Annotated in this window: 19 protein-coding genes; 9 read left to right on the top strand and 10 right to left on the bottom strand. The window is 69.2% G+C overall.

The window, feature by feature from the left end:
- Window positions 1-168 precede the first annotated feature (168 nt).
- From PQV94_RS10755 to PQV94_RS10765, 3 genes are all read left to right on the top strand, one after another.
- Complete coding sequence (locus PQV94_RS10755; RefSeq protein ID WP_274285834.1) at window positions 169-3066, top strand: immunoglobulin-like domain-containing protein; 2898 nt, start codon at window positions 169-171, stop codon at window positions 3064-3066.
- Window positions 3067-3158: 92 nt separating this feature from the next.
- Entirely contained in the window at window positions 3159-4100 is a 942-nt protein-coding gene (locus PQV94_RS10760) for a quinone oxidoreductase family protein (RefSeq protein ID WP_274285835.1), read from the top strand.
- Window positions 4101-4169: 69 nt separating this feature from the next.
- On the top strand, window positions 4170-5606 hold the full coding sequence (locus PQV94_RS10765) for an LLM class flavin-dependent oxidoreductase (RefSeq protein ID WP_274285836.1): 1437 nt from the start codon (window positions 4170-4172) through the stop codon (window positions 5604-5606).
- A 56-nt stretch (window positions 5607-5662) separates the two neighbouring features.
- On the opposite strand, the gene mmsB is transcribed toward PQV94_RS10765, so the two are convergent.
- From mmsB to PQV94_RS10790, 5 genes are all read right to left on the bottom strand, one after another.
- Window positions 5663-6880 (bottom strand): multiple monosaccharide ABC transporter permease, encoded by a 1218-nt coding sequence (gene mmsB, locus PQV94_RS10770; RefSeq protein WP_274285837.1) that lies wholly within the window; start codon window positions 6878-6880, stop codon window positions 5663-5665.
- 23 nt (window positions 6881-6903) lie between these two features.
- Window positions 6904-8433 (bottom strand): multiple monosaccharide ABC transporter ATP-binding protein, encoded by a 1530-nt coding sequence (mmsA, locus tag PQV94_RS10775; protein WP_137417569.1) that lies wholly within the window; start codon window positions 8431-8433, stop codon window positions 6904-6906.
- A 74-nt stretch (window positions 8434-8507) separates the two neighbouring features.
- Entirely contained in the window at window positions 8508-9635 is a 1128-nt protein-coding gene (gene chvE / locus PQV94_RS10780) for a multiple monosaccharide ABC transporter substrate-binding protein (RefSeq protein WP_425561449.1), read from the bottom strand.
- Window positions 9636-9696: 61 nt separating this feature from the next.
- The gene (locus PQV94_RS10785; protein WP_274288272.1) at window positions 9697-10407 is read right to left on the bottom strand and encodes an L-ribulose-5-phosphate 4-epimerase; all 711 of its coding nucleotides are present in this window, start codon (window positions 10405-10407) and stop codon (window positions 9697-9699) included.
- A 175-nt stretch (window positions 10408-10582) separates the two neighbouring features.
- The gene (locus PQV94_RS10790) at window positions 10583-11599 is read right to left on the bottom strand and encodes a LacI family DNA-binding transcriptional regulator (protein ID WP_274285838.1); all 1017 of its coding nucleotides are present in this window, start codon (window positions 11597-11599) and stop codon (window positions 10583-10585) included.
- A 203-nt stretch (window positions 11600-11802) separates the two neighbouring features.
- On the opposite strand from PQV94_RS10790, the gene PQV94_RS10795 reads away from it, so the two are divergent.
- Both PQV94_RS10795 and PQV94_RS10800 read left to right on the top strand, forming a co-directional pair.
- Window positions 11803-11985, top strand: coding sequence for a hypothetical protein (locus tag PQV94_RS10795; RefSeq protein WP_274285839.1), 183 nt, complete (start codon window positions 11803-11805; stop codon window positions 11983-11985).
- Between the two features lie 99 nt (window positions 11986-12084).
- Entirely contained in the window at window positions 12085-12633 is a 549-nt protein-coding gene (locus tag PQV94_RS10800) for a hypothetical protein (RefSeq protein ID WP_274285840.1), read from the top strand.
- Here the strand turns inward: PQV94_RS10800 and PQV94_RS10805 are convergent.
- Window positions 12620-13948 (bottom strand): M20/M25/M40 family metallo-hydrolase, encoded by a 1329-nt coding sequence (locus PQV94_RS10805; RefSeq protein WP_274285841.1) that lies wholly within the window; start codon window positions 13946-13948, stop codon window positions 12620-12622. The genes PQV94_RS10800 and PQV94_RS10805 overlap by 14 nt on opposite strands.
- 41 nt (window positions 13949-13989) lie before the next feature.
- Here PQV94_RS10805 and PQV94_RS10810 point away from each other — a divergent pair, with 41 nt between their 5' ends.
- Window positions 13990-14988 carry a Gfo/Idh/MocA family protein gene (locus PQV94_RS10810; protein ID WP_274285842.1) on the top strand — a complete coding sequence of 333 codons (999 nt, stop codon included), beginning with the start codon at window positions 13990-13992 and terminating at the stop codon, window positions 14986-14988.
- A gap of 1 nt (window position 14989) precedes the next feature.
- Window positions 14990-15853 (top strand): NYN domain-containing protein, encoded by an 864-nt coding sequence (locus tag PQV94_RS10815; protein WP_243227328.1) that lies wholly within the window; start codon window positions 14990-14992, stop codon window positions 15851-15853.
- A gap of 22 nt (window positions 15854-15875) precedes the next feature.
- Here PQV94_RS10815 and PQV94_RS10820 read toward each other — a convergent pair whose 3' ends face one another.
- Window positions 15876-17399: a CitMHS family transporter gene (locus tag PQV94_RS10820; RefSeq protein WP_274285843.1), complete on the bottom strand. Its 1524-nt coding sequence runs from the start codon at window positions 17397-17399 to the stop codon at window positions 15876-15878.
- Between the two features lie 147 nt (window positions 17400-17546).
- Between PQV94_RS10820 and PQV94_RS10825 the strand changes: the two genes are divergently transcribed.
- Both PQV94_RS10825 and PQV94_RS10830 read left to right on the top strand, forming a co-directional pair.
- Window positions 17547-19187, top strand: coding sequence for a sensor histidine kinase (locus tag PQV94_RS10825; protein ID WP_274285844.1), 1641 nt, complete (start codon window positions 17547-17549; stop codon window positions 19185-19187).
- Window positions 19184-19834 (top strand): response regulator, encoded by a 651-nt coding sequence (locus PQV94_RS10830; RefSeq protein WP_274285845.1) that lies wholly within the window; start codon window positions 19184-19186, stop codon window positions 19832-19834. Before PQV94_RS10825 ends, PQV94_RS10830 begins: the two co-directional genes overlap by 4 nt.
- Here PQV94_RS10830 and PQV94_RS10835 read toward each other — a convergent pair.
- The 3 genes from PQV94_RS10835 to PQV94_RS10845 all read right to left on the bottom strand — a co-directional run bounded on the left by PQV94_RS10835 (window position 19819) and on the right by PQV94_RS10845 (window position 23689).
- Window positions 19819-20226: a DoxX family protein gene (locus tag PQV94_RS10835; protein ID WP_274285846.1), complete on the bottom strand. Its 408-nt coding sequence runs from the start codon at window positions 20224-20226 to the stop codon at window positions 19819-19821. The genes PQV94_RS10830 and PQV94_RS10835 overlap by 16 nt on opposite strands.
- A 76-nt stretch (window positions 20227-20302) precedes the next feature.
- Entirely contained in the window at window positions 20303-21076 is a 774-nt protein-coding gene (locus PQV94_RS10840) for an LLM class flavin-dependent oxidoreductase (protein WP_274285847.1), read from the bottom strand.
- 72 nt (window positions 21077-21148) lie between these two features.
- Window positions 21149-23689, bottom strand: coding sequence for an ATP-dependent Clp protease ATP-binding subunit (locus tag PQV94_RS10845; protein ID WP_274285848.1), 2541 nt, complete (start codon window positions 23687-23689; stop codon window positions 21149-21151).
- Window positions 23690-23789: the final 100 nt, after the last annotated feature.

Genomic DNA, 23789 nt, shown 5'->3' on the forward strand with positions numbered 1-23789 from the left:
GAGATTGTTCTCGGTAACAATGACTGCCGACCGCCGCATCCGCGGCACACGATTGCGCGAAGACGCTCAACCGATCGCCGCGGGGACCGTGACGTCCCCGCGCACGCCGCGTCTCGCCCTTCGATGAGAGCGAGGAGGCTCCGCGTGAGCACGCGCCACAGATCCCGAATGCTGACCAGAGGCGGAGCGGTGTGGACCGCTGTCGCGCTCGCCGTCGCCGGAGCGGTCGTCCCCTCCGCCGCTCAGGCCGCGACTCCCGCACCTCTCCTGCACTACACCTTCGACAGCGCCGCGGGCACGACGATCCCGGATGCGAGCGGCAACGGGTTCGACGCGACGCTGCAGCAGAGCGGGGGTGCCGTCGCCGACGGCAGTCTGTCGCTGCCCGGAGGAGCCCGCGGCACCGCCGCCTACCTCGACATCCCCACGACCGGCCTCGTCGGAAAGAAAGACCTCACCATCTCCACGTGGCTCTCGCCGCGCACGGGCGCAGGCAACACCGCCGCGGCCTTCATCGGAGCACCCGTCGCCTCCGGCGCCTCCTACTCGTCGGGGTACTGGCTGCTCAACCCCGCCAACCCCAACGGCTACGTCAAGTCGGTCGTCACGAGCGCGGTCTCCCCCGGTTCTCCCTGGACCACCGAGGTCGGGCCCGGGGCCACCAACGCCGCAACCTCCGGCATCCGCACGCCGGCGGGCCTCAGCCTCTACACGACGGTCATCGACGGCACTACGGGCCAGCTGCGCGTCTACGTGAACGGCGCGCGCATCTCGCAGAACGCGATAGCCCGCGACATCGCCGCGTTCGGCTCGAACCTCGTCGCGGCTCTCGGCCGCTCGACGTACAACGACGCGAGCTGGAGCGGACTCGTCGACGACTTCGCGATCTACGGCCAGGCATTGAGCGACGCCGATGTGCTGGCGCTCTACAACGCCGAAGCCCTCGATCGCGCCGTGGCGGCGGTCTCGGTCGCCCCGACCGCCGAGGCCGACTTCACGCTGCCCACCACCAGCGCGGGCGTCGCGATCGGATGGGCCTCGAACAACGCCGCCATCGCCGTCAGCAACGGTACGGCCGCCGTCACCCGGCCCGCGGCGGGCGCGGGCGACGCGAACGTCACGCTGACCGCCACCTTCGCCGTGGGCGATGCCACGCGGACCCAGACCTACACGGTGCGTGTGCCGCAACTGCTGTCCGACGCCGAGCGCGTGGCGGCGGATCTCGCGGCACTTCAGATCCCGAACCTCGACGACGTCCGCACCAACTTCTCCGTGCCAGCCTTGGGTGCCCACGGGTCCACGATCACGTGGACGGTGGATGCGGCGCATGCGGCGTCCGCGGCGCTCCGGGCGGGCGTACGGGACGACTCGCGCACCGTCGAGGTGACGCGGCCCGCGCACGGGTCCGCCGAGGTCGTCGCGGAGCTGACCGCGGTCGTCACTCACGGACAAGCGACCGACAGCCGCACGTTCTCCGCCCGTATCCAACCCCTGCCTGCGGGCGACGAGGAGACCGAGGCCTACTTCTGGACGTTCTTCACGGGCGAGGGCCAGGGCGCCGAGCGTGTCAGCATCGCCGCATCCAAGGGCAATGACGCGCTCAGCTGGAACACCCTCAACGACGGACAGCCCGTGTTCACCTCCACCGTCGGTACCGAGGGGCTGCGCGATCCCTTCATCATCCGTGCACCCGAGGGTGACAAGTTCTACATGATCGCGACGGATCTAAAGATCGACGGTCTCGCCGGCGGGTTCACGACCGCACAGATCTCCGGTTCGCGCTACATCGAGGTGTGGGAGTCCGACGACCTGGTCAACTGGTCAGATCAGCGTCACGTGAAGGTGTCGAGCGACTACGCCGGGAACACCTGGGCCCCGGAGGCCTACTGGGATGAGGAACTGGACACGTTCGTCGTCTTCTGGGCCTCGAACCTCTACCCGACCACGAATGCCGCCGATCGCACGGCCGTCACCTACAACCGCATGATGTACGCGACGACGGATGACTTCGTGACCTTCTCCGACCCGCAGATCTGGAGCGACGTGCGCCGGGGCGCGGGGCTCGGCCTGATCGACTCCACCGTCGCGAAGGTCGACGGCGTGTACCACCGCTTCACCAAGGACGAGGCGAGCATGACGATCCGACACGAGAAGTCGACCGATCTGCTGGCGACGATCACGGGCACGCTGCCCGGCACCACCGGCCCCGCAGACGAGTGGACGCTCGTGAAGGAGAAGGTCGCGAGCGGTCTGCCCAACGGCGAGCCGGGCGGCACGTTCACCAGCGGGGAGGGCGCCAACATCTTCCCCGCCAATGCCGGCGACGTGAACGGCTTGGACTGGTTCCTCTTCATCGACCAGCCCAACTACCACGGCGGCCCCAACCACTACGTCCCGTTCGGCACGACGAACCTCGAGGACGGGAACGCCTGGCAGCCACTCGGGGCGAAGCTGCGCCAGTCGCTCCCCCACAACGCCGACGGCGGCAAGCCGCGTCACGGCACGGTCATCCCGATCACGCGCTCCGAGTACCAGCGCGTCCTCGAGGCCTACGCGGCCGACATCGCCGTCGCATCGGTCGACGAGATCGCGGTGACCACGAGGGCGGGAGTCGCGCCGACCCTGCCCCAGGCGCACCTGACGAAGGCGGACGGCTCCGAACAGAGCGTCGACGTCGCCTGGGACGCCGTCCCTCCCTCCGCCTACGCCACGGCGGGAGAGTTCACGGTCGCCGGCATCGCGCAGGACGACTCACGCATGCCGGTGGAGGCCACCGTCACCGTCACCCCGGCGGTCTCTGTGCACGCGACGACCAGCACGCGCTGCCTGGCGGGCAAGGCCGTCGTCTCGGTGGCCGTCAGCAACACGGGCGACAGCTCGGCCGTGGCCACCATCGCCACCGTGTACGGGTCGAAGGCCCTCACCGTGGGACCCGGGAAGAGCGCATCGGCCGCCTTCACGACGCGACTGGGCGCGATGCCGGCGGGAACGGCGACGGTCTCGGTGACCCAGGCAGGCGCGACCGCGAACCTCACCGCGCCGTACAGCGCGCTCGCCTGCGGCTGAGGCCGCGCCAGCGCCCCGCGGTGCACCGGCTCGCCGGTGCACCGCGGGGCGCATTGCGTCGCAGACCGGCACAGGGCAAAGTGGCGAGCACCATGACACACGCGATCGTCTACTCCGAGCACGGCGGCCCCGACGTCCTCACCCTCACCGACATCGAAATCCCCTCCCCGGATGCGGGTCAGGTGGCGGTGCGTATCGAAGCCGCCGGCGTCAACCCGATCGATGCGAAGCTGCGAGCGGGCCTGCGCGGTCCCGTGCCGATGACCCATCCGCGCCGTATCGGCAGCGACGGCGCCGGTGTCGTGACGGCCGTCGGCGAAGGCGTGGACGGGTTCCGCGTCGGCGACCCCGTCGTGATCTTCTCCGCCGGCGGGCTGTACGCCGAGCAGGCGATCGTCAAGGTGGGCTCGGTCCAGCCGCGGCCGCCTCAGGTGGATGCCGCGACCGGAGCCGCCCTCGGCATCCCCGTGGGAACCGCCTACCAGGTGCTGCGCTCGCTCGATGTGCGAAGCGGCGACACCCTCGTGGTGCACGCGGGCTCGGGAGCCGTCGGCCAGGCCGCCGTGCAGTTCGCCGTCCTGTGGGGCGCGACGGTCGTCGCCACGTCGTCGCCGTCGCGTTTCGACCGCCTGCGCGAACTCGGCGCGATCCCCGTCGCATACGGCGAAGGACTCGAGCAGCGCCTCCGCGAAGCCGCGCCCCAGGGCTATACGGCAGCCTTCGACGCAGCCGGAACGGACGAGGCCATCGCCGCCTCGCTCGCTCTCGTCGAGGATCGCTCGCGCATCGCCACGATCGTCCGCGGTGCAGACGCGGCGGGATTCGGCATCCGCGCGTTCTCCGGCGGCTCCCCCGAGCCGCTCACCGAGCAGCAGCTCGCGTGGCGGGCCGAGGCCGTTCCCGTCGTGCTGGCGCTGCTCGCGACCGGACGCTTCTCGGTCGAGCTCGGCGAGCAGCTCCCGCTGGCCGACGCCGCCCGAGCGCACCGACTCGTCGAGGCGCACTCCCCCGGCAAGATCACGCTGGTGCCCTGACGCCCCGCATCCATGACGCCGGATGTCGGCGTTGTGGCCGCGTCCGCACTGCGGTGTGAGACTCGCCGCATGGCAAAGCGCATCATCCTGAACGCCTTCGACATGACGTGCGTCAGTCACCAGTCCGCGGGCACCTGGCGTCACCCCGACAGCAGGGCCACGACCTACAAGGACCTCGAGTACTGGACCGAGCTCGCGAAGCTGCTCGAACGCGGCCGGTTCGATTCGCTGTTCATCGCCGACGTGCTCGGCACATACGACGTGTACCGGGGTTCCGCGGCCACGGCGCTCGGCGATGCCGACCAGGTGCCGGTCAACGACCCGTTTCTGCAGGTTCCGGCGATGGCGCTCGTGACGGAGCATCTGGGCTTCGGCGTTACGGCGGCGCTGACCTACGAGCAGCCGTACGCGCTCGCGCGCAAGTTCTCGACGCTCGACCACCTGACGAAGGGGCGCGTCGCCTGGAACGTCGTGACGAGCTACCTGAACAGCGCCGCGATCAACCTGGGCCTCAGCAAGCAGATCGCCCACGACGACCGGTACGAGATCGCCGAGGAGTTCGTCGACGTCACCTACAAGCTCTGGGAGGGCTCGTGGGAGGAGGACGCCGTCGTGGCCGACCGCGAACGCGGGGTGTACACCGACGCGACGAAGGTGCATCCGATCGGCCACCAGGGCACCTACTACTCCGTGCCGGGCATCCATCTGAGCGAGCCGTCGCCGCAGCGCACCCCGGTGATCTTCCAGGCCGGCGCCTCACCGCGCGGCCGGGCCTTCGCCGCCCGCCACGGCGAGGGCGTCTTCATCAGCCCCGCGAACCCGGCGCAGGCTCGCGAGATCGTCCGCGACATCCGATCCCGCGCCGCGGCAGAGGGCCGCGACCCCGACGATGTGAAGACGTTCGCGCTGGTGACTGTCATCACGGCCGAGTCGGATGCGGCGGCCGAGGCCAAGTACCAGGACTATCTGTCCTACGCCTCCGGCGAGGGGATGCTCGCCTTCTACGGCGGTTGGACCGGCATCGACTTCGGGCAGTGGGATCCGGATCAGCCGCTGGAAGAGGTGGAGAACGACAGCCTGCGCTCCGTGCTGTCCTCGCTCGCGAAGATCGATCCCGAACGCCGGTGGACCCCCGCCGACATCGTCGCGCAGCGTTCGATCGGCGGGATGGGGCCGGTGATCGTCGGCGGCCCCGAGACCGTCGCCAACGAGCTGGAGCGATGGGTCGACGAGGGCGAGATCGACGGCTTCAACTTCGCCTACGCGATCACGCCGGGCTCCTTCGAGGATCTGGTGGAGTTCGTCGTGCCCGAGCTTCAACGTCGCGGACGGGCCCAGACCGAGTACGCGGGCTCGACGCTGCGCGAATCCCTCTACGGCGCAGGCCACGCGCGAGTCGCGGACACGCATCCGGCCGCGCGTTACCGTGGGGCGTTCGCAGGCGGCGCGAGCGCCGCAGACGGCACGCTGCCCTCGCGCATCGCCGAGCGGCTCGCCGTTCGCTGACGAGGGTAAGAAGAAGGGCCCCGCCGATCGGCGGGGCCCTTCTTCGTCTGCGGCGCTCAGTTACCGGAGCGTCGCTTGTTGTACACGTCGAAGGCGACGGCGAGAAGGAGCACGAGGCCCTTCACGGCCTGCTGCCACTCGATGCCGATGCCCATGATCGACATACCGTTGTTCAACACACCGATGATCAGACCACCGATGATCGCGCCACCGATGGTTCCGACCCCGCCCTGCACCGCCGCACCGCCGATGAAGGCGGCCGAGATGGCTTCGAGCTCGAAGCCGTCACCCGCCTTGGGCCCGGCGAGGTTCAGGCGAGCGGTGAAGATGAGGCCGGCGAGCGCCGCGAGCAGTCCCATGTTCACGAACAACCAGAAGTCGACCCGGCGGGTCTTGATGCCCGACAGCTCCGCCGCGTGGCGGTTGCCACCGATCGCGTAGATGTGACGACCGAAGACCGAACGGTTCATGACGATGCCGTAGACGAGCACGAGCACGGCCAGCACGATCAGCGTGACCGGGACGCCCTTGTACGCGGCGAGGGAGTACGTGAAGAACGCGATCGCGGCGGAGATCAGCACGAGCTTGGCGATGAACCAGACGATCGGCTCGACGTCCTGTCCGTACTTGCGGCGTCCGGCACGGGTGCGCCACTGCTGCACGACGAGGGCGATGATGCCGACCGCTCCGATGAGCAGCGTGAACACGTCGGGGTCGCCCCCGAAGATGCCGTCGAGGAAGCCGTTGCCGAGAGCGCGGTACTCGTCGGGGAACGAGCCGATGTTCGCGTTGCCGAGCACCACGAGCGCGAGCCCGCGGAAGATGAGCATGCCCGCCAGGGTCACGATGAAGGCGGGGATGCCGACGAAGGCGACCCAGAAGCCCTGCCACGCACCCACGAGCGCGCCAATGGCGAGCGACAGGATGATGGCGAGCCACCAGGGCAGTCCCCACTGCACCGCGAACACGCCCGAGACGGCGCCGATGAAGGCGGCCACGGATCCGACCGACAGGTCGATGTGCCCGGCGATGATGACCATCACCATGCCGATCGCGAGCACGAGGATGTAGCCGTTCTGCACGACCAGGTTCGAGATGTTCTGCGGACGCAGCAGGATGCCGTCGGTCAGGACGGCGAACAGCACCACGACCGCGAGCAGCGCGATGAAGATGCCGTTCTTGCCCAGATCCGTCAACACGTGCGTGATCCAGCGGGTGGCCTTGTTGTCGACCGGGTTGATCGTCGCCCCGGCAGCGGTGTCGTTGTTCGACATGTCGTTGTCTCCTGCGAGCCCCGTCAGCGGGGCTTCTCCATGGTCATGAGCTTGAGAACGGATTCGGGGCTCGCCTCTGCGATCGGCAGCTCACCCGTGATGCGACCCTCCGACAGCGCGTACACGCGGTCGGAGATGCCGAGCAGTTCGGGCAGCTCGGACGAGATGACGATGATGCCCTTGCCGGATGCGGCGAGCTTGTTGATGATCGTGTAGATCTCGTACTTGGCGCCCACATCGATGCCGCGGGTCGGCTCGTCGAGGATCAGCACATCGGGATCCGAGTAGATCCACTTCGACAGCACGACCTTCTGCTGGTTGCCGCCGGAGAGCTTCCCGGTCTTGACCAGCACGCTCGGGGCCTTGATGTTCATGTCGCGGCGGTACTCGTTCGCGACGCGGTACTCCTCGTTGTCGTTGACCAGCCCGGCCTTCTCGAGCTTCTTGAGCGAGGCCATGGAGACGTTGCGCTTGATGTCCTCGATGAGGTTCAGGCCGTACGTCTTACGGTCTTCGGTCGCGTAGGCAAGTCCGTTGTCGATGGCCTCGGAGACCGTGCGCGTCTTGATCTCCTTGCCGCGCATGAACACCCGGCCCGAGATCCGCGTCCCGTAGCTGTGGCCGAACAGGCTCATCGCGAACTCGGTGCGGCCGGCACCCATGAGACCCGCGATGCCGACGATCTCCCCGGCCCGCACCGTGATCGACACGTCATCGACGACGACGCGCGAGGTGTCGACGGGATGGTGAGCCGTCCAGTTCTCGACCCGCAGCAGCTCTTCGCCGATGTGGGGTTCGTGGTCGGGGTAGCGGTGCTCGAGGTCGCGACCCACCATGTCCTTGATGATGCGGTCCTCGGTGACATCGTTCTTCGCGATCGTCTCGATCGTCTTGCCGTCGCGGATGACGGTGACGGTGTCGGCGACCTTCTTGATCTCGTTGAGCTTGTGGCTGATGATGATCGACGTGATCCCCTGACCCTTCAGGTGCAGGATCAGATCCAGCAGATGCGCCGAGTCCTCGTCGTTCAGCGCGGCGGTCGGCTCGTCGAGGATCAGCAGCTTGACCTCTTTGGAGAGCGCCTTGGCGATCTCGACGAGCTGCTGCTTGCCGACACCGATCTGGTTGATCTTCGTCGTGGGGTTCTCCCGCAGACCGACCCGGGCCAGGAGCTTGCCCGCCTCGAAGTTCGTCGCGTTCCAGTCGATGAGACCGAGCGGGCCGCGCTGCTCGTTGTTGAGGAAGATGTTCTCGGCGATCGACAGGTACGGGCTGAGCGCCAGCTCCTGATGGATGATCACGATGCCCTTGGCCTCGCTGTCGCGAAGGTTGCGGAACGCGACCTCCTCGCCGTTGTAGACGATCTGTCCGTCGTACGTGCCGTGGGGGTACACACCCGACAGCACCTTCATGAGCGTCGACTTACCGGCGCCGTTCTCACCGCAGATGGCATGCACCTCGCCGCGCTGAACGGCGAGATTCACGTTCGAGAGCGCTTTGACTCCCGGGAATGTCTTGGTGATCCCACGCATCTCGAGGATGTTCTGGGACATCGTTGCTCCTCTTTCCTGTCGCCGACGGGAGTGTGCCGGGCGGCACGGGGCCGCCCGGCACGGATCCTCGGTTATCAGCCGTTGATCTCGTCTTCGGTCCAGTAGCCGCTGTCGACCAGGACCTCCTTGATGTTGTCCTTGACCACGATCTGCGACTCGAGCAGGTAGGACGGGACGACCTTCTTGCCGTTGTCGTAGTCCTCGGTGTTGTTCACCTCGGGCTCCTCGCCCTTCAGCAGAGCGGAGGCCATGTCGACCGCGACCTCGGCGAGCTTGCGGGTGTCCTTGAAGATGGTCGCGTACTGCTCACCCGCGACGATGGCCTTCACGGAGTCGATCTCGGCGTCCTGGCCCGAGATGATCGGCCATTCGGCACCGACCGAGTAACCGGCGTCGGTGAGGGCCGAGATGATGCCGCGCGAGATGCCGTCGTAGGGCGAGAGCACTGCGTTGACCTTCGAGCCGTCGGAGTACGTCGAGGTGAGGATGTTCTCCATGCGCTTCTGCGCCGTCTCGCCGTCCCAGCGCAGCGTCGCCGCCTGCTGGAAGTCGGTCTGACCGCTCTTGACGACCAGGATCTTCTTGTCGATGTAGGGCTGGAGCGTGTCGATCGCGCCGTTCCAGAAGAACGTGGCGTTGTTGTCGTCGGGCGAACCGGCGAACAGCTCGATGTTGAACGGGCCGGCCGGCGCCGATGCCGCTGCCTTGCCGTCGAGGTCGGTGAGACCCAGACCGTTCAGCAGCGAGTTCGCCTGCTGCACGCCGACCTTGTAGTTGTCGAACGACGCGTAGTAGTTGACGTTCTCGCTGTCGCGGATGAGGCGGTCGTACGCGATGACGGGGATGTCGCCATCGGCCGCCTCCTGCAGGACGCTGGTGAGCGTCGTGCCGTCGATCGAGGCGATGATCAGGGCCTTGGCACCCTTGGTGATCATGTTCTCGATCTGGGAGACCTGCGTGGGGATGTCGTCCTCTGCGTACTGCAGGTCGACGGTGTAGCCCTGGTCCTCGAGCTGCTTCTTGACGGCGTTGCCGTCCTGAATCCAGCGCTCGGAGCTCTTGGTGGGCATGGCGACGCCGATGAGTCCGCCGTCTCCGCCGCTGTCCCCGCCGCTGCCGCCGGCGCTGCTGCCGCAGCCCGAGAGCATGAGCGCGCCGGCGGCAACGGTTGCCGCGGCGAACAGGAACTTGGTGCTCTTCACAGTGTGTCCTTTCGTAAGACGTCTCTGTCTGCTGTGTTCAGTTGTACGTAGGGGGAAGTCTTCAGGCGGCCGAACGCGGGGTCCGGCTCGGATCGCCGTGCTGGCCGTACACGTGCTGGTACCGGTCGTACAGGCGATCGATCGCCTGCTGCGGCAGGGGTGTGAGCGGTCCGCGCTGACCCGCGATGTGCACGGTTCGGGCGACGTCCTCGAGCATGACCGCGGCCTTGACCGCATCCCGCGCCGTGGCCCCGATCGTGAACGGCCCGTGCCCGGCCATGAGCACCGCCGGCGAGCGGTGACCGGCGAGCGTGTCCACGATGCCCCGACCGATCGAGTCGTCGCCGATGATCGCGAAGGGTCCGACCGGGATCGGACCGCCGAACTCGTCGGCCATCGCCGTGAGGACGCACGGGATCTCCTCGCCGCGCGCGGCCCAGGCCGTCGCGTAGTCGGAGTGGGTGTGCACGATGCCGCCGACCGCAGGCATGTTCCGGTAGACGTATGCGTGCGCGGCCGTGTCGCTGGAGGGCTGGCGGTCACTGCCGGGGGTGTTGGCGACGACGACGCCGTCGAGGTCGCAGAGGATCATGTTCTCCGGAGCCAGGTCGTCGTAGGAGACCCCCGAGGGCTTGATGACGAACAGATCCGCACCCGGGACACGCTCCGAGATGTTGCCGCCGGTCCACACGACCAGCCCGTTGCGCACGAGCTCGCCGTGCAGGGCTGCGACCTCCGCGCGCACGCGAGCGATGACGACCTCGGTCTTCACCCCCGTGGCATAGCCCTCGCCTCGAGCGGCATCGGTTGCGGACACGCCTCGACTCCTTCGTCTTTCGAAACCCCGTTGTGACGATCGATGTGACCGTTCACATTGCTGCGCAAGTGTAACGCCACAGATCGGCTTCCTGTCAACCCGCTGAGAGATCTCGGGTTGATAACGCCCGTCAGATCGGCGCGACCGGCCCCGTCGAGCCCCGGACGATGAGCTCCGGCACGATCGGCGCCACGACCGCATCCGAGCCGTCCGCCGGCCCCAGCAGGATGTCGACGCAGCGCCGTCCGAGGTCGGCGAAGTCCTGGCGCACCGTCGTCAACGGGGGCCAGAAATGCGCGGATTCGGGGATGTCGTCGAAGCCCACCACGCTGATGTCCCCCGGGACGTCGAGGCCCTCGTCGCGGATCGCGTGCAAGAGGCCGAGCGCCATCTGATCGTTCGAGGCGAAGACCGCGGTGAAGTCGCGCACGCGCAGCAGCTCCCGGCCCGCGTAGTAGCCGAACTCCGCGGTCCAATCCCCCAGGATGGGCGCCGTGGTGGGCACATCGTTCGCGCTCATCTCCTCGAGGAAGCCCCGCATCCGCGCTTCTGCCTCGATCCAGTCCTGCGGACCGGCGAGGTGGTAGATCCAGCGATGACCGAGCTGGATGAGATGCCGTGTGGCGAGTCGGGCGCCCGCGATCTGGTCGACCGAGAGCGCGTGCTGCGGGTCGAGCTCGGTGGACTGCAGGGTGACGTAGGGCACGTCGAGCTGCTGCTCGGCGAGCGCTCGGAAGACGCGGACCTGCGGCGCGATGACGACCAGCCCCTCGACGGACTGCGCCATCAGGTGCGCGATGCCGTCGGGGATCGAGTCGGGGTCGTGGGGCGAGATGTTGGCGGTGCTCACCCAGTAGCCGCGCTCACGGGCTGCGGACTCGATGGCCGCGATGCTGGAGGCCGGTCCGTACTGCGTGCTGGAGGCCGACAGGATCCCGATGGTCTGAGAGCGGCTGGTCACCAGCGCCCGCGCCGCGCGATTAGGCCGGTACTGCACCTGCGCCATGACCGAGAGCACGCGTTCGCGCGTCTCCGGCCGGATGCTCGGATGGTTGTTGATCACCCGGGAAACGGTCTGGTGGGAGACCTCCGCCAAGCGCGCGACATCGCGGATACTGGGCCGTCGCCCCGTCGCATCGTCGCTCATTGGATCTCCCGGGCCGTGCGCACGGTCACACGCCCGTTGCCATTATGCACGCCACACCCGCTCACGCCCGCTCCCGCGGGCCGTTGTGACAGTCACATGGTGCGCATCGGCGTTTCATCGGAAATCCCTCATCGGGCGACAGCAACCGTTCACCCGCTCCGCCATACGATCGACTAGCGAATCCCCGACAAAAGGAGAATCCGATGATCGCTCAGTCCGCCGTCCGCATCCGTTCCGTCCTTATCGCCGCCGCCGTGGCGGTCGGCATGGGTCTGGCACTGACCCCCGCACTGTTCGCGGCGACGCCCTCGCTCTCGGCCCAGGCCGAGGTCATCCACTACACGCCCAAGGTTCCGATCTCGAGCGGACCCACCATCCACTACTGATCCTCGGACCGGGCGGTCGGGGCAGCGGCAGCGCCGCTGCCCCGATCGCTGCCGTCACCCGCCCTGTCCGTCGAGACGGGCGACGTCTACTGTGGTGTCATGGCGGATTTCCTCGGACGTCTCCCCCTGAGCAACGGGGAGCGCCGAGACGAGTCCGCGGTGAGCGGCGATCGGCGCGCGGCCATCGGCGACGCTCTCGACGAGGCGGCACGTCTGCTCGCCGAATCCGCGTCCGACGACGCGGAGCACCGCGCCAGGGCGCGTCGCTTCCTCGAAGAAGCAGGCCTCGGCACGGGGGCAGCGGGCGGAACGGCGGACGAGCTCCGGGCTCTGGCGAGCGCCGTCCGCCAGGGGCGCAAGCGCACCATCCGGATGCTCACCCGCGTCATCCGCGCGCTCCTCGTGCTCGGCGATGCGCTCGCGGTCGCCCCGCGCGTGGATGCCACGGTGTCGGGAGCCGTCGCCCTGTATGCGGCGACCACCGCGCCGTTCGATCGACGCGCGGCCCTGCGCGGCCACACCGTTCGCGCCAGCGATGAGGAGTGGGAGTTCGGGCGCGGCCCCGTGATCACGGATACCGGCCGAGCCATCCTGCGATTCGTGCTGGCGCTCGACGATGTCGCTCCGCGCCCCGTCAGCCGCCCGTGATCAGATCGCGGTAGAAGCCGATCCCCCGAAGCCACACTTCCACCCGGATGCGTTCGTTGTGCGCGTGCAGGGCCTCCCGCTCGGCGCGGGTGAGATGGAACGGCGTGAACCGGTAGACGTTCTCGCAGATACCCGTGAACCACCGGCTGTCGCTCGCGCCCAACTGGATATAGGGCGTCGCCACGATCTCGCCGCCCAGGGAGGAGTCGATCGCGCGCGCGATCCGACGCCACGGCTCACCGCGCCACGGCGAGACGGGTGAGGGCTCGCTCGCGGCGCGGACCTCGACGTCGATGGCCTCGTCCGCGATCACGCGGCGGATCCGTGCCACGGCGGATGCGGCCGTGTCGCCCGTGAGCAGGCGCACGTTGACCGCCGCGCGCGCGGTCGCGGCCAACACGTTCTCCCCCGGCGCCCCCTGGAGCTCGGTCGCCACGGCGGTCGTGCGCACGAGAGCGTTCGTCTCGGGACCCAGCCGGGCCAGGACGCGGGCGATGAGCGGACCGGTCAACGCCACCGAGCGCAGGGCTGCGCCGAGCGGTTTTGGCGCATGCGGGGCGAGTGTGCGCAGCATCGCGCGCACCGGCGGGGCGAGCCGGACCGGGAACGGACGCCGGGCCAGTCTGTCGACGGCGCGCGCGAGCCGCGCCGTCGCGGGATGCAACGGCGGGGTGGATGCGTGGCCGCCCTGCTCGCGCGCCGTCAGCCAGACGGTCATCGTGCCGCGCTCTGCGACGCCGATCATCGCCGTCGAGCGCGAGATCCCTGGCAGTACCCCGTCGACGACGGCACCGCCCTCGTCGACCACGAGCGACGGCCGAACACCGCGCTCGCGCAGCACCTCGGCGATCGCACGCGCACCGTCGCCGGCCGTCTCCTCGTTGTGCCCGAAGGCGAGGTACACGTCAGTCTCGGGCACGACCTCGCGCATCAGCAGTTCTTCGACGGCTTCCAGGATCGCGACGAGCGCACCTTTGTCGTCGATCGCGCCCCGCGCGTAGACGGCCTGATCGGCGCCGTCGCCGACGAGGTCGGCGCCGAACGGATCGCGATCCCAGTCCGCCTCCACTACGGGGACGACGTCCTGGTGCGCCATGAGCACGAGCGGCCGCTGGGACGTGCGCCCCGGCCACCGGAACAGGAGCGCGTGCCCTACGACGACCTGCCGCTCCAGCCGAGTGTGGACGAGGGGATACAGGCGCTCGAGCGCGGCGTGGAACTCGTCGAACGCCGCCGTGTCCACCCGCGACTCGTCCGCGTACGAGACCGTCGCGATCCTCAGGAGCTCGCGCAGTCTGTCCAGTGCCGTCGCCACGACCCGAGCCTAGTGCGGCACCCCTTGGGTACGGTGGTCGCATGACCACTGTCTCGAGTCCTCGCCTGCGTTGGGGCATCCTCGCCACGGGCAACATCGCCCACACGTTCACGAGCGACCTGCGCACCGCGGGCCTCGACGTCCGCGCGGTCGGCTCGCGCTCGCTCGACAGCGCCCAGCGCTTCGCGACGCAGTTCGACATCCCCCGCGCACACGGCGATTACGCTTCACTGCTCGCCGATGACGACGTCGACATCGTCTACATCGCGACCCCGCATCCGGCTCATGCCGAGAACGCGCTGGAGGCCCTCGCAGCGGGCAAGCACGTGCTCGTCGAGAAGCCGTTCACCCTGACCGGCGACGAGGCCGAGCGCGTGCGCGTCGCGGCCGAGGAAGCGGGACTCCTGGCCATGGAGGCCATGTGGACCCGCTACCTGCCGCACATGATGCGCATTCAGGAGCTGCTCGCCGCCGGCGCACTGGGCGAGGTGCGCGCCGTCACCGCGGATCACACCCAGTTCATCTCGACGGATCCCGCCCACCGCCTGAACGCGCTCGAGCTCGGCGGGGGCGCCCTGCTCGATCTCGGGATCTACCCGTTGTCGTTCGCCTGGGATGTCCTGGGAGCACCGGTCTCCGTCACGGCGAACGCACGGTTGGGCGAGACGGGCGCCGACATCGACGTCGCGACCCTGGCCTCCTATGCCAACGGCGCGCTGGCGACCACCTACTCCAGCGCCCAGGGCGTCGGACCGAACCGCGCGGCGATCATCGGCACGGATGCCAGGATCGAGATCGACCCCACCTGGTACAACGCGACCAGCTTCACTCTCACCGACCGCTCTCGCGACGTGCTCGAGACGTTCCACTGCCCGGATGCCGGTCGCGGCATGCAGTATCAGGCCCTCGCCGCCGAGCAGATCATCGCGGAGGGCCGCCGCGACAGCGATCGCCTGCCGATCGCTGAGACCGTCGCGATCATGCGCCAACTCGACGACATCCGCACGCAGATCGGCGTGCGCTACCCGAGCGAGAACTGACATGGCGGATCTGTCGACGAGCCGCGTGGCCGTCTACCTGGACTTCGACAACATCGTCATGAGCTGGTACGACCGCGTGCACGGCCGCAACGCCTACTCGCGGGATCGGTCGCGCATCGCCGAGCAGCCGCACGATGCGGAGATCACCGAGAAGCTGGCGCGCGCGACGGTCGATGTGGGCGCGATCATCGACTACGCCGCATCCTTCGGCACGCTCGTGCTCACGCGGGCCTACGCCGACTGGTCGTCCCCGGTCAACGCCGAGTACCGGTCGCAGCTCGTGGCGCGCGCGGTCGACCTCGTGCAGCTCTTTCCCGCCGCCGCCTACGCCAAGAACGGTGCCGACATCCGCCTCGCCGTCGACACCGTTGAGGACATGTTCCGACTCCCGGACCTAACGCACGTCGTGATCGTCGCGGGCGATTCGGACTACGTGCCCCTCGCGCAGAGGTGCAAGCGCCTGGGTCGCTTCGTCGTGGGTGTGGGCGTGGCGGGCTCCACCGCCAAGTCGCTCGCTGCCGCGTGCGACCGCTTCGACGCCTACGACTCGCTGCCGGGCGTGCAGGTGCCAGAGCCCGCGAAGAAGGATGCGACCTCGAACGCGCCGCGCTCCCGCAAGCGGTCCGTGGATCCCGCGGCCGATCTGCTCGAGCGAGCGCTGCGTCTGGAGAACGACAAGGACCCGTCCCAGTGGCAGCACGCATCTGCCGTGAAGAGCCTGATCACGCGCCTGGATTCCTCGTTCAGCGAGAAGGCTCTGGGGCACCGCAGCTTCACCGAGTTCGTCGCCGCCCACCCCGACATCGCCGAGATGGACGAGACCGACAACATCGTGCGGATGCGGCTGGTCGAAGCCAAGCGCTGACCAGCCGCATCCGCCGCGCGTCTCACGCGTGGAACGGGATCACTCCCACCAGGATCCCGACCGCGAGCATCACGAGCGAGACGATCGCCGCGCGCCAGAGCACCTTCTTGTGGTGGTCGCCGAGGTTGACGCCCGCCAGCGACACGAGCAGGAGGATGGCGGGAACCAGCGGGCTCTGCAGGTGCACCGGCTGTCCGACGATGGACGCACGAGCCATCTCGACGGGATCGATGCCGTAGGCCTGCGCGCTCTGTGCGAGCACGGGCAGGATCCCGAAGTAGAAGGCGTCGTTGGACATGAAGAAGGTGAAGGGGATGGAGAGCACTCCCGTGATCACGGCCAGGTAAGGACCCATCGCGGCGGGGATCACCTCGGTGATCCAGGTCGCCATCGCGTCGACCATGCCCGTCCCGGTCAGCACGCCCACCAGCACGCCCGCGGCGAGCACCATGGACACGACGCCGACGATGCTGGGCGCGTGCGCGACGATCTCATCGGCCTGCGACTTCAGCTTCGGGAAGTTGATCAGCAGGGCCGCCGCCGCGCCGACCATGAACACGAAGGCGAGCGGGACCACGTCCAGCACCAGCAGCACCATGACGGCGAGCGTCAGGGCGAGGTTCACCCAGATCAGCCGTGGCCGCAGCGTCGCGCGGTGCGGGTCGAGCATGGTGTCGGCCATCGCGGTGTCGGCGGTGTCGACGAGCTGCGCCGCGGCCACGGCGGCGCGACCGCCGCGGACGGTCACCACGTTGCCGGTGCGCAGCGATGCGAGTGCGCCCGGCTTGTGCTCCGCGCCGCGGAACAGGCGGGGTGCGCGCAACGGCCCCTCGCCTCCGGGGGCGTCGAGACGCGCCGTGTCGACCGCGCCTGCCAGCCGGCGACGCTCGGACAGTCCGAGGAACCAGGCGAACGTCAGCGACACGACGATGCCCACGCCCAGCGCGGGGAGCATCGGCACGAAGATGTCGGTCGGCTGCACGCCCAGAGCGGTCGCCGCGCGCACGGTCGGCCCACCCCACGGGACGATGTTCATGGTGCCGTTCATGAGGCCCGCGACGCAGGTCAGCACGACGGGACTCATCCCCAGCCGCAGGTAGAGCGGCAGCAGCGCGGAGGTCGTGATGATGAAGGTCGTCGATCCGTCGCCGTCCAGCGACACGGCCGCGGCGAGGATCGCGGTGCCCAGCACGATCTTGGCCGGGTCGTCGCCCAGCAACCGCGTGATGGCGCGGATGAGCGGGTCGAAGAGTCCCACGTCGATCATGATCCCGAAGTACATGATCGCGAACATCAGCAGCGCAGCCGTGGGCGCCATCTTGCCGATCGAGTCCAGCACCATGTCGCCGAGGCCCAGGCCCGCGCCGGCAAACAGACCGAAGATCGTCGGCACGACGATGAGCGCGACCATGGGCGTCAGCCGCTTCGTCATGATCAGCGCCATGAAGCTCATGATCATCACGAATCCGAGCAGCACCAGGACGGTGTCCGGCGGCACGAACGCGACCGCGTAGTCTGTAGCCTCGGTACGGGGCAGGGGGAACATGGCGACTCCTTCGTCGTCGACGTGCCGCGAAGCGGTGACGGATGCCGCGAGCGTAGGTGCGCGCGCCGCTCGCGCGCGCGCTATCTCGCATTGCGCACGTTCTGCGCGTAGCCTCACTTCTGCGCATTGTGCGCAGAGAGTGGGATCATGCGGTTCGCGACGAGGATGCTGCTGGCGCAGATCGTCACCCAAGTGACGGTCGTCGGCGTCTGCACGAGCGTCTTCCTCTTGCTCGGCGTGAACCAGCTGCGATCAGGAGCCGAATCCTCTGCGCTGAACATCGCCCGCACCGTGGCGGAGGACCCGGAAGTGCGCACGCTCGTCGCGGACTACTCCGCCGATCCGGGCACGCCCGATGCGGCGGGCCTCATCGACGGCCCTCTCCAGCGCTACGCGCACGCGGTCACCGCCCGTACCGAGGGACTGTTCGTCGTCATCACCGACGACCACGGCATCCGACTCGCCCATCCCGATCCCGCCCGGCTCGGCGAGACCGTCAGCACGAGTTACGCCGACGCGCTCGCCGGCCGGGAGGTCGTCACCTGGGAACGCGGCACTCTGGGTGACTCGGCGCGCGCGAAGGTCCCCGTCTACGCACCGGACGACGACCGGCCCATCGGCGAGGTGAGCGTCGGCTTCGAGCCCGCGAGCGTCTTCGACGACCTTCCGTCGCTGCTGGGAGGAATCGGCGCGGCCGTGATCCTCGCCGGCGGGATCGGCGCCGTGGTCGCCGTCGGGATGCGCCGACGCCTCGAGACGGTGACCCTCGGCGCCCAGCCCGAAGAGCTCGCTGCACTCGTGCGCACGCAGACCGCGGTGCTGGACTCCGCGGACGACGGCATCGTGGCCGTCGACCCCGACGGGGTCGTGCGCGTCTGCACACCCGCCGCATCCCGCCTCCTGCACCTGGACGAGCCGGCACTCGGACGCACCCTGGATGAGCTGGGGATGGAGGCCGAGCTCGCCGCCGCGCTGCGCACGCCGGGCCGACGGGACGAGCTGCTCGTCGGCGATCGCGTGCTGTATCTCGACGTGCGCCCGGTGCGCCGCGGGGCGTACGCGCTGGGGACCGCGGCGGTGCTTCGCGACCGCACCGATCTGGTCGCCCTCAGCCAGCGTCTGGGATCGGTCCGATCGATGAGCGACGCCCTGCGCGTGCAGCGTCACGAGTTCGCCAACCGGCTGCACGCCGCGGGGGCGCTCCTCGAGGCCGGTCGCGTCGACGAGGCGCGCGACTTCGTCTGGAGCCTTCTCGATCGGGGTGCGATCGACTACGCCGTCCCGGGACTCCCGGCCGTCACGGATCCGCTGCTGCAGTCCTTCCTCGGCGCGAAGGGGATCTCCGCCGCCGAGAGGGGCGTCGCGCTGTCGGTTGCCGAGGAATCGCTGGTGTGGCGTGAGACGACCGACGTCGAGGACGTCGCGAGCGTGCTCGGCAACCTCGTCGACAACGCGATCGATGCAGCCGCATCCGGCACGGAACCGCGGCGTGTCGAGGTGACGGTGCTGCAGGACGGCGACGCTCTGGTCGCGACGGTCGCCGACTCGGGCGGCGGCGTGAGCGACCCCGGCGCGCTCTTCCGCCCTCGTCCGCCCGATCCTGCGGCTCCCGCCGAGCGCGTGCGCGGGCTCGGGATCGGGCTTCCGCTCGCTCGCGAGCTCGCGCGGCGTCGTGGCGGCGACGTCTGGCTCATCGATGCCGGCGGATCCGCATCCGGCGCAGTGTTCGGAGCGCGCCTGCCCGGCGTCTTTCCCGTATCCCCCGATCACGAGCAGGAGGACCCGTGACCGACACCCTCTCCGTCCTGGTCGTCGACGACGACTTCCGGGTGGCCGCGATGCACGCCGAGGTCGTCGCCGCGCGGCCCGGATTCCGCGCTCTCACGCCCGCCCGCACGATCGCGGAGGCGCGTCGTGCGCTCCTGGTCGAGGTGCCCGACCTGCTCCTGGTCGACCTGTACCTGCCGGACGGCGACGGGATCGAGCTGCTCTCCGCTGCCGGGGTCGACGGCTTCGTGTTGACCGCCGCCACCGACGCGCCTTCCGTGCGCCGAGCGATCCGCGCGGGCGCTCTGGGCGTGCTGCTGAAGCCGTTCGAGCCCCGCATCCTGGCGGACAGACTCGATCGGTACGCCCGCGCGCGCAATCTGCTCGCCGGTACCGGTGCGCTCGACCAGGCAGACATCGACCGCGCCCTCGCCATCGTGCACGGCGCGGGCGATGCGGCATCCGTCTCTCGCGCGGCGACCGAACAGCTCGTGCTCAACGCACTCGGCGACGACGAGGCGTCCGCCGCGGAGCTGGGTGAACGTGCCGGCATCTCACGCGCTACAGCGCAACGCCACCTGTCGGCTCTGGCCGCGCGGGGGCGTGTCGAGGTGGCTCTGCGTTACGGCACGACGGGGCGCCCCGAACACCGTTACCGGGCCCGGTGATCTCCGTCCCGCGGGGTGCGCGTGCTCCACAGCGCCCAGGCGACCAGGGCCGGCTGGAAGAAGAGCCGGACCAGCCGCTTGACGTCGGTGTCGAGACCGAATCCGTCACGCCGGTGGGTGAACTGCGCCCAGTTGCCCGGAAGAACGGCGACGAAGAACGCCGCCAGTAGGGCGCCCATCCGACGGCGCTGCGAGGGCAGAGCCACCAGTGCGGTGCCGAGCGCGATCTCGACGGCGCCCGAGGCGAGCACGACCGCATCTTCGTCGAGGGGCGTCGCGTCCACGACCCAGTCGGGCACCTGGGCGCGGAACTCCCTGCGCGCCCAGAATAGGTGGCTGATACCGGCGAACACCATGGCGGCGCCCAGCGCCCAGCGTGCGAATGTCCTCATGATCTGATTCCACCTCGCCTCGGGGTCTGTGTCGAGGCCCCGCCGGTCAGCACGCGTGCGCGATCGCGTGTTGCACTCACGTCGCGTCCGCCTCGATGAGCGTCGCCGCACTGCGGATGAAGTCGAGATAGTGCTCAGGGTCGTCGCGTTCGACGATCGCCCGCAGGACGACCTCGTCGACCGCGTCACGGTATGCCCTCACGCGCGCCGCGTCTGCGCCGGACGTGATGACCGTGTCGCGCGCACTGAAGCCGAGGCGCGCGAAGTTGGCGGCGTACGCCGGATAGCCGGCGTACGCGTCGGCCTCGGCGAGCAGCCGCGGCGATGCCGCCGCATCCAGCGCCGTTCTCACATAGAGGATGGTGCGAGAGCCCGAGTCGCGCTGCGCCGCCGCGGCGTCGGGCGTCAGCCAGTTCAGCAGCTGCCCGTCGCCCACCGAGGTGGCGAGCCCGCGCATCCGCGGGCCGAGAGCGCCCACCACGACCTGCGCCCCGGGCACGCCCGCGCGCAGCGCCGCGATCCCCTGCTCCACGAGCGCGAGTTGATGCGTGCGTGCGGAACCGGAGCCGATGCCCACGGTGAGCCTGTCCACGGGAAGGTCCGCGGCCTGCAGCGCGGACACCAGCACATCCGGTTCCCGGCGATCCAGCGGTACGACGCCGGTGGCGAGCCCGATCCGATCCGTCACCCGCGCAGCGGCGGCGAGCGCCGCCACCGCGTCCCCGCCGGGGGTGTCGTTCACCCAGAGTGTCGCGAAGCCGGCCTCTTGAGCGGCCGGAGCCAGCAACGCGATGAGATCGGGGCCGAGGGCCCCTGCCAGTCCGAGGGAGAGTCGAGCGGGAGCCACCATCCCTCCAGCCTGCCCCGCGCATACGACGACCGCCACCCCTCGCACGCGGCAAGGGGTGGCGGTCTGGTCGAATCAGGCGGCGACAGCGCTGCGGGTCACGGCCGCAGCCGCCGGCCGGCCGTCGACGACGTCGACGCGCACGGCGCCCTGGTCGGCCAGTTCGCCGGAGACGAGCAGGTCAGCGATGCGATCGTCGATCTCCCGCTGGATGAGACGGCGCAGCGGGCGAGCGCCGTACTCGGGCTCGTACCCGTGCTCGGCCAGCCAGTCCACGACGGCGTCGGTCGCCTCGAACGAGATCTCGCGCCGCGCCAGGCGGGATGCGCTCTGCTCCAGCAGGAGGGACACGATGCTGCGCAGCTGCGCCTTCTCGAGCTTGCGGAACAGCACGATCTCATCGATGCGGTTCAGGAACTCCGGACGCATCGCCTCTCGGAGCTTGCCCATCACGCGCGCGCGCAGCTCGCTCTCGTCACCGAAGCCCGTGGCCCCGCCTCCGTCGGCGATGAACCCGATCGCGCCGGAGCGCGACGCGAGGAATTCGCTTCCGATGTTCGAGGTCATGATGACGACCGTGTTGCGGAAGTCGACCGTGCGACCCTGTCCGTCGGTGAGGCGTCCGTCGTCGAGCACCTGCAGCAGCAGGTTGAACACATCGGGGTGCGCCTTCTCGATCTCGTCGAACAGCACCACCGAGTACGGTGCGCGGCGTACCCGCTCCGTCAGTTGCCCCGCCTCGTCGTATCCGACGTATCCGGGAGGCGCTCCCACGAGACGCGAGACCGTGTGGCGCTCGCCGAACTCGCTCATGTCGAAACGGATCACGGCATTCTCGTCTTCGAAGAGAGAGGCGGCGAGCGTCTTCGCGAGCTCCGTCTTGCCGACGCCCGTCGGGCCGAGGAACAGGAACGATCCCACCGGTCGGCGACTGTCGCCCATCCCGGTGCGGTTGCGCCGGACGGCCGTCGCGACCGCGGTGACCGCCGCATCCTGACCGATCACTCGGGCGTGCAACTCGGATTCGAGGCCCGCCAGACGCCCGCGCTCGCTCTCCGTCAGACGCGAGACCGGGATGCCGGTGCTGCGGCTGATGACGGCGGCGATGTGCTCGGCATCCACGACCTGCTCGCCGCGCACCGCGTCACGGCGAGTCGCCTCGTCGATGCGACGCTGCACATCGGCGATCTCGTCGCGAAGGCGCATCGCGTCCTCGTAGCGCTCGGCCGCCACGGCGGCGTTCTTGTCGGCTTCGAGCGTCGCCAGCTGCGCCATGAGCTCGGACACATCGACCGCCACACCCAGGCGCAGGCGCAGTCGCGCTCCGGCCTGGTCGATCAGATCGATCGCCTTGTCCGGCAGGACACGGTCGCTCAGATAGCGGTCGCTGAGCTCCACAGCGGCACGCAGCGCGTCGTCGGTATAGGTGATGGCGTGGTGCTGCTCGTACGCCGGGCGCAGGCCGTGCAGGATGCGCACCGCATCCTCGACCGACGGCTCCCCCACCTTCACCGGCTGGAACCGGCGCTCGAGCGCCGGGTCCTTCTCGATGGTCCGGTACTCGGCGAGGGTGGTCGCACCCACCAGGTGCAGGTCGCCACGAGCGAGGCGCGGCTTCAAGATGTTGCCGGCGTCCATGGCGCCGTCACTGCCGGCACCCGCGCCGACGACGGTGTGCACCTCGTCGATGAAGACGATCAGCTCGCCCTTGCGCTCGGCGATCTCGCTCATGGTCGCTGTCAGGCGCTCCTCGAAGTCGCCGCGGTAACGGGCACCCGCGAGCATCGCCGGAAGGTCCAGCGACACGACACGGCTGCCGCGCAGCTTCTCGGGCACCTCTCCCGACACGATCGCCTGCGCGAGCCCCTCGACGATCGCGGTCTTTCCGACGCCGGCCTCACCGATCAACACGGGGTTGTTCTTCGTGCGGCGACTCAGGATCTCGATGGTCTGCTCGATCTCGTCCGCACGCCCGATCACCGGATCCAGCTTTCCCGCCTCGGCGAGAGAGGTGAGATCGCGCCCGTACCGCTCCAGCATGGTTGCGGGCTCGGGTGCGGCTGCCTGTTCCGGGGCGCGCTCGCCACCGGTGACGGTCTCGCGCACGCTCTGCGTGAGCGCCTCCGCCGTGACTCCGGCGCGGGCGAGGATCTGGCCCGCGGGCGTGTCCTGAGCGAGGACGAGCGCGAAGAAGAGGTGCTCGGGGTCGATGTAGGTCGAGCCGGAGGAACGCGCGACCTGGAACGCGTGGAAGAGAGCACGCTGCACCGACGTCGTCACGACCGCGGTGTCGACGTCGGCGACATCTGCGCTGGCGGGCAGGCGTTGCTCGGACTCGCGCACGATGCTCTCCGGGTCCACACCGAGGCGGGCGATCGCATCGCGCACCTGGTCGACGCGCACGATCTCGCGGAGCACGTGCAACGCATCGAGCTCGTGCTGCCCGCGCGCGAGGGCAAAGCGCCCGGCATCCTGCAGCGTCTCCTGCGTGCGCGCGCTGAGGTAGCGCGACAGGTCGATCGACCGTGCCGCGCGTCCGCGCTCACCCGCGAGGTAGCGCGAGAGGAAGTCATCGAAGGCGTCGCGGCCTTCGTCGGGGGTGAAATCTTCAGGCATCTGTTCTCCTGATCGGGTTCGGGGTGTCACTCTGCAAAACGGAGTTGAGCGGCGACACATCAAGTTCAACACGCGGAGGGTGACGGTATTCCCACTACGC

It is taken from the genome of Microbacterium sp. Clip185, assembly GCF_028743715.1.
Taxonomy (GTDB): domain Bacteria; phylum Actinomycetota; class Actinomycetes; order Actinomycetales; family Microbacteriaceae; genus Microbacterium.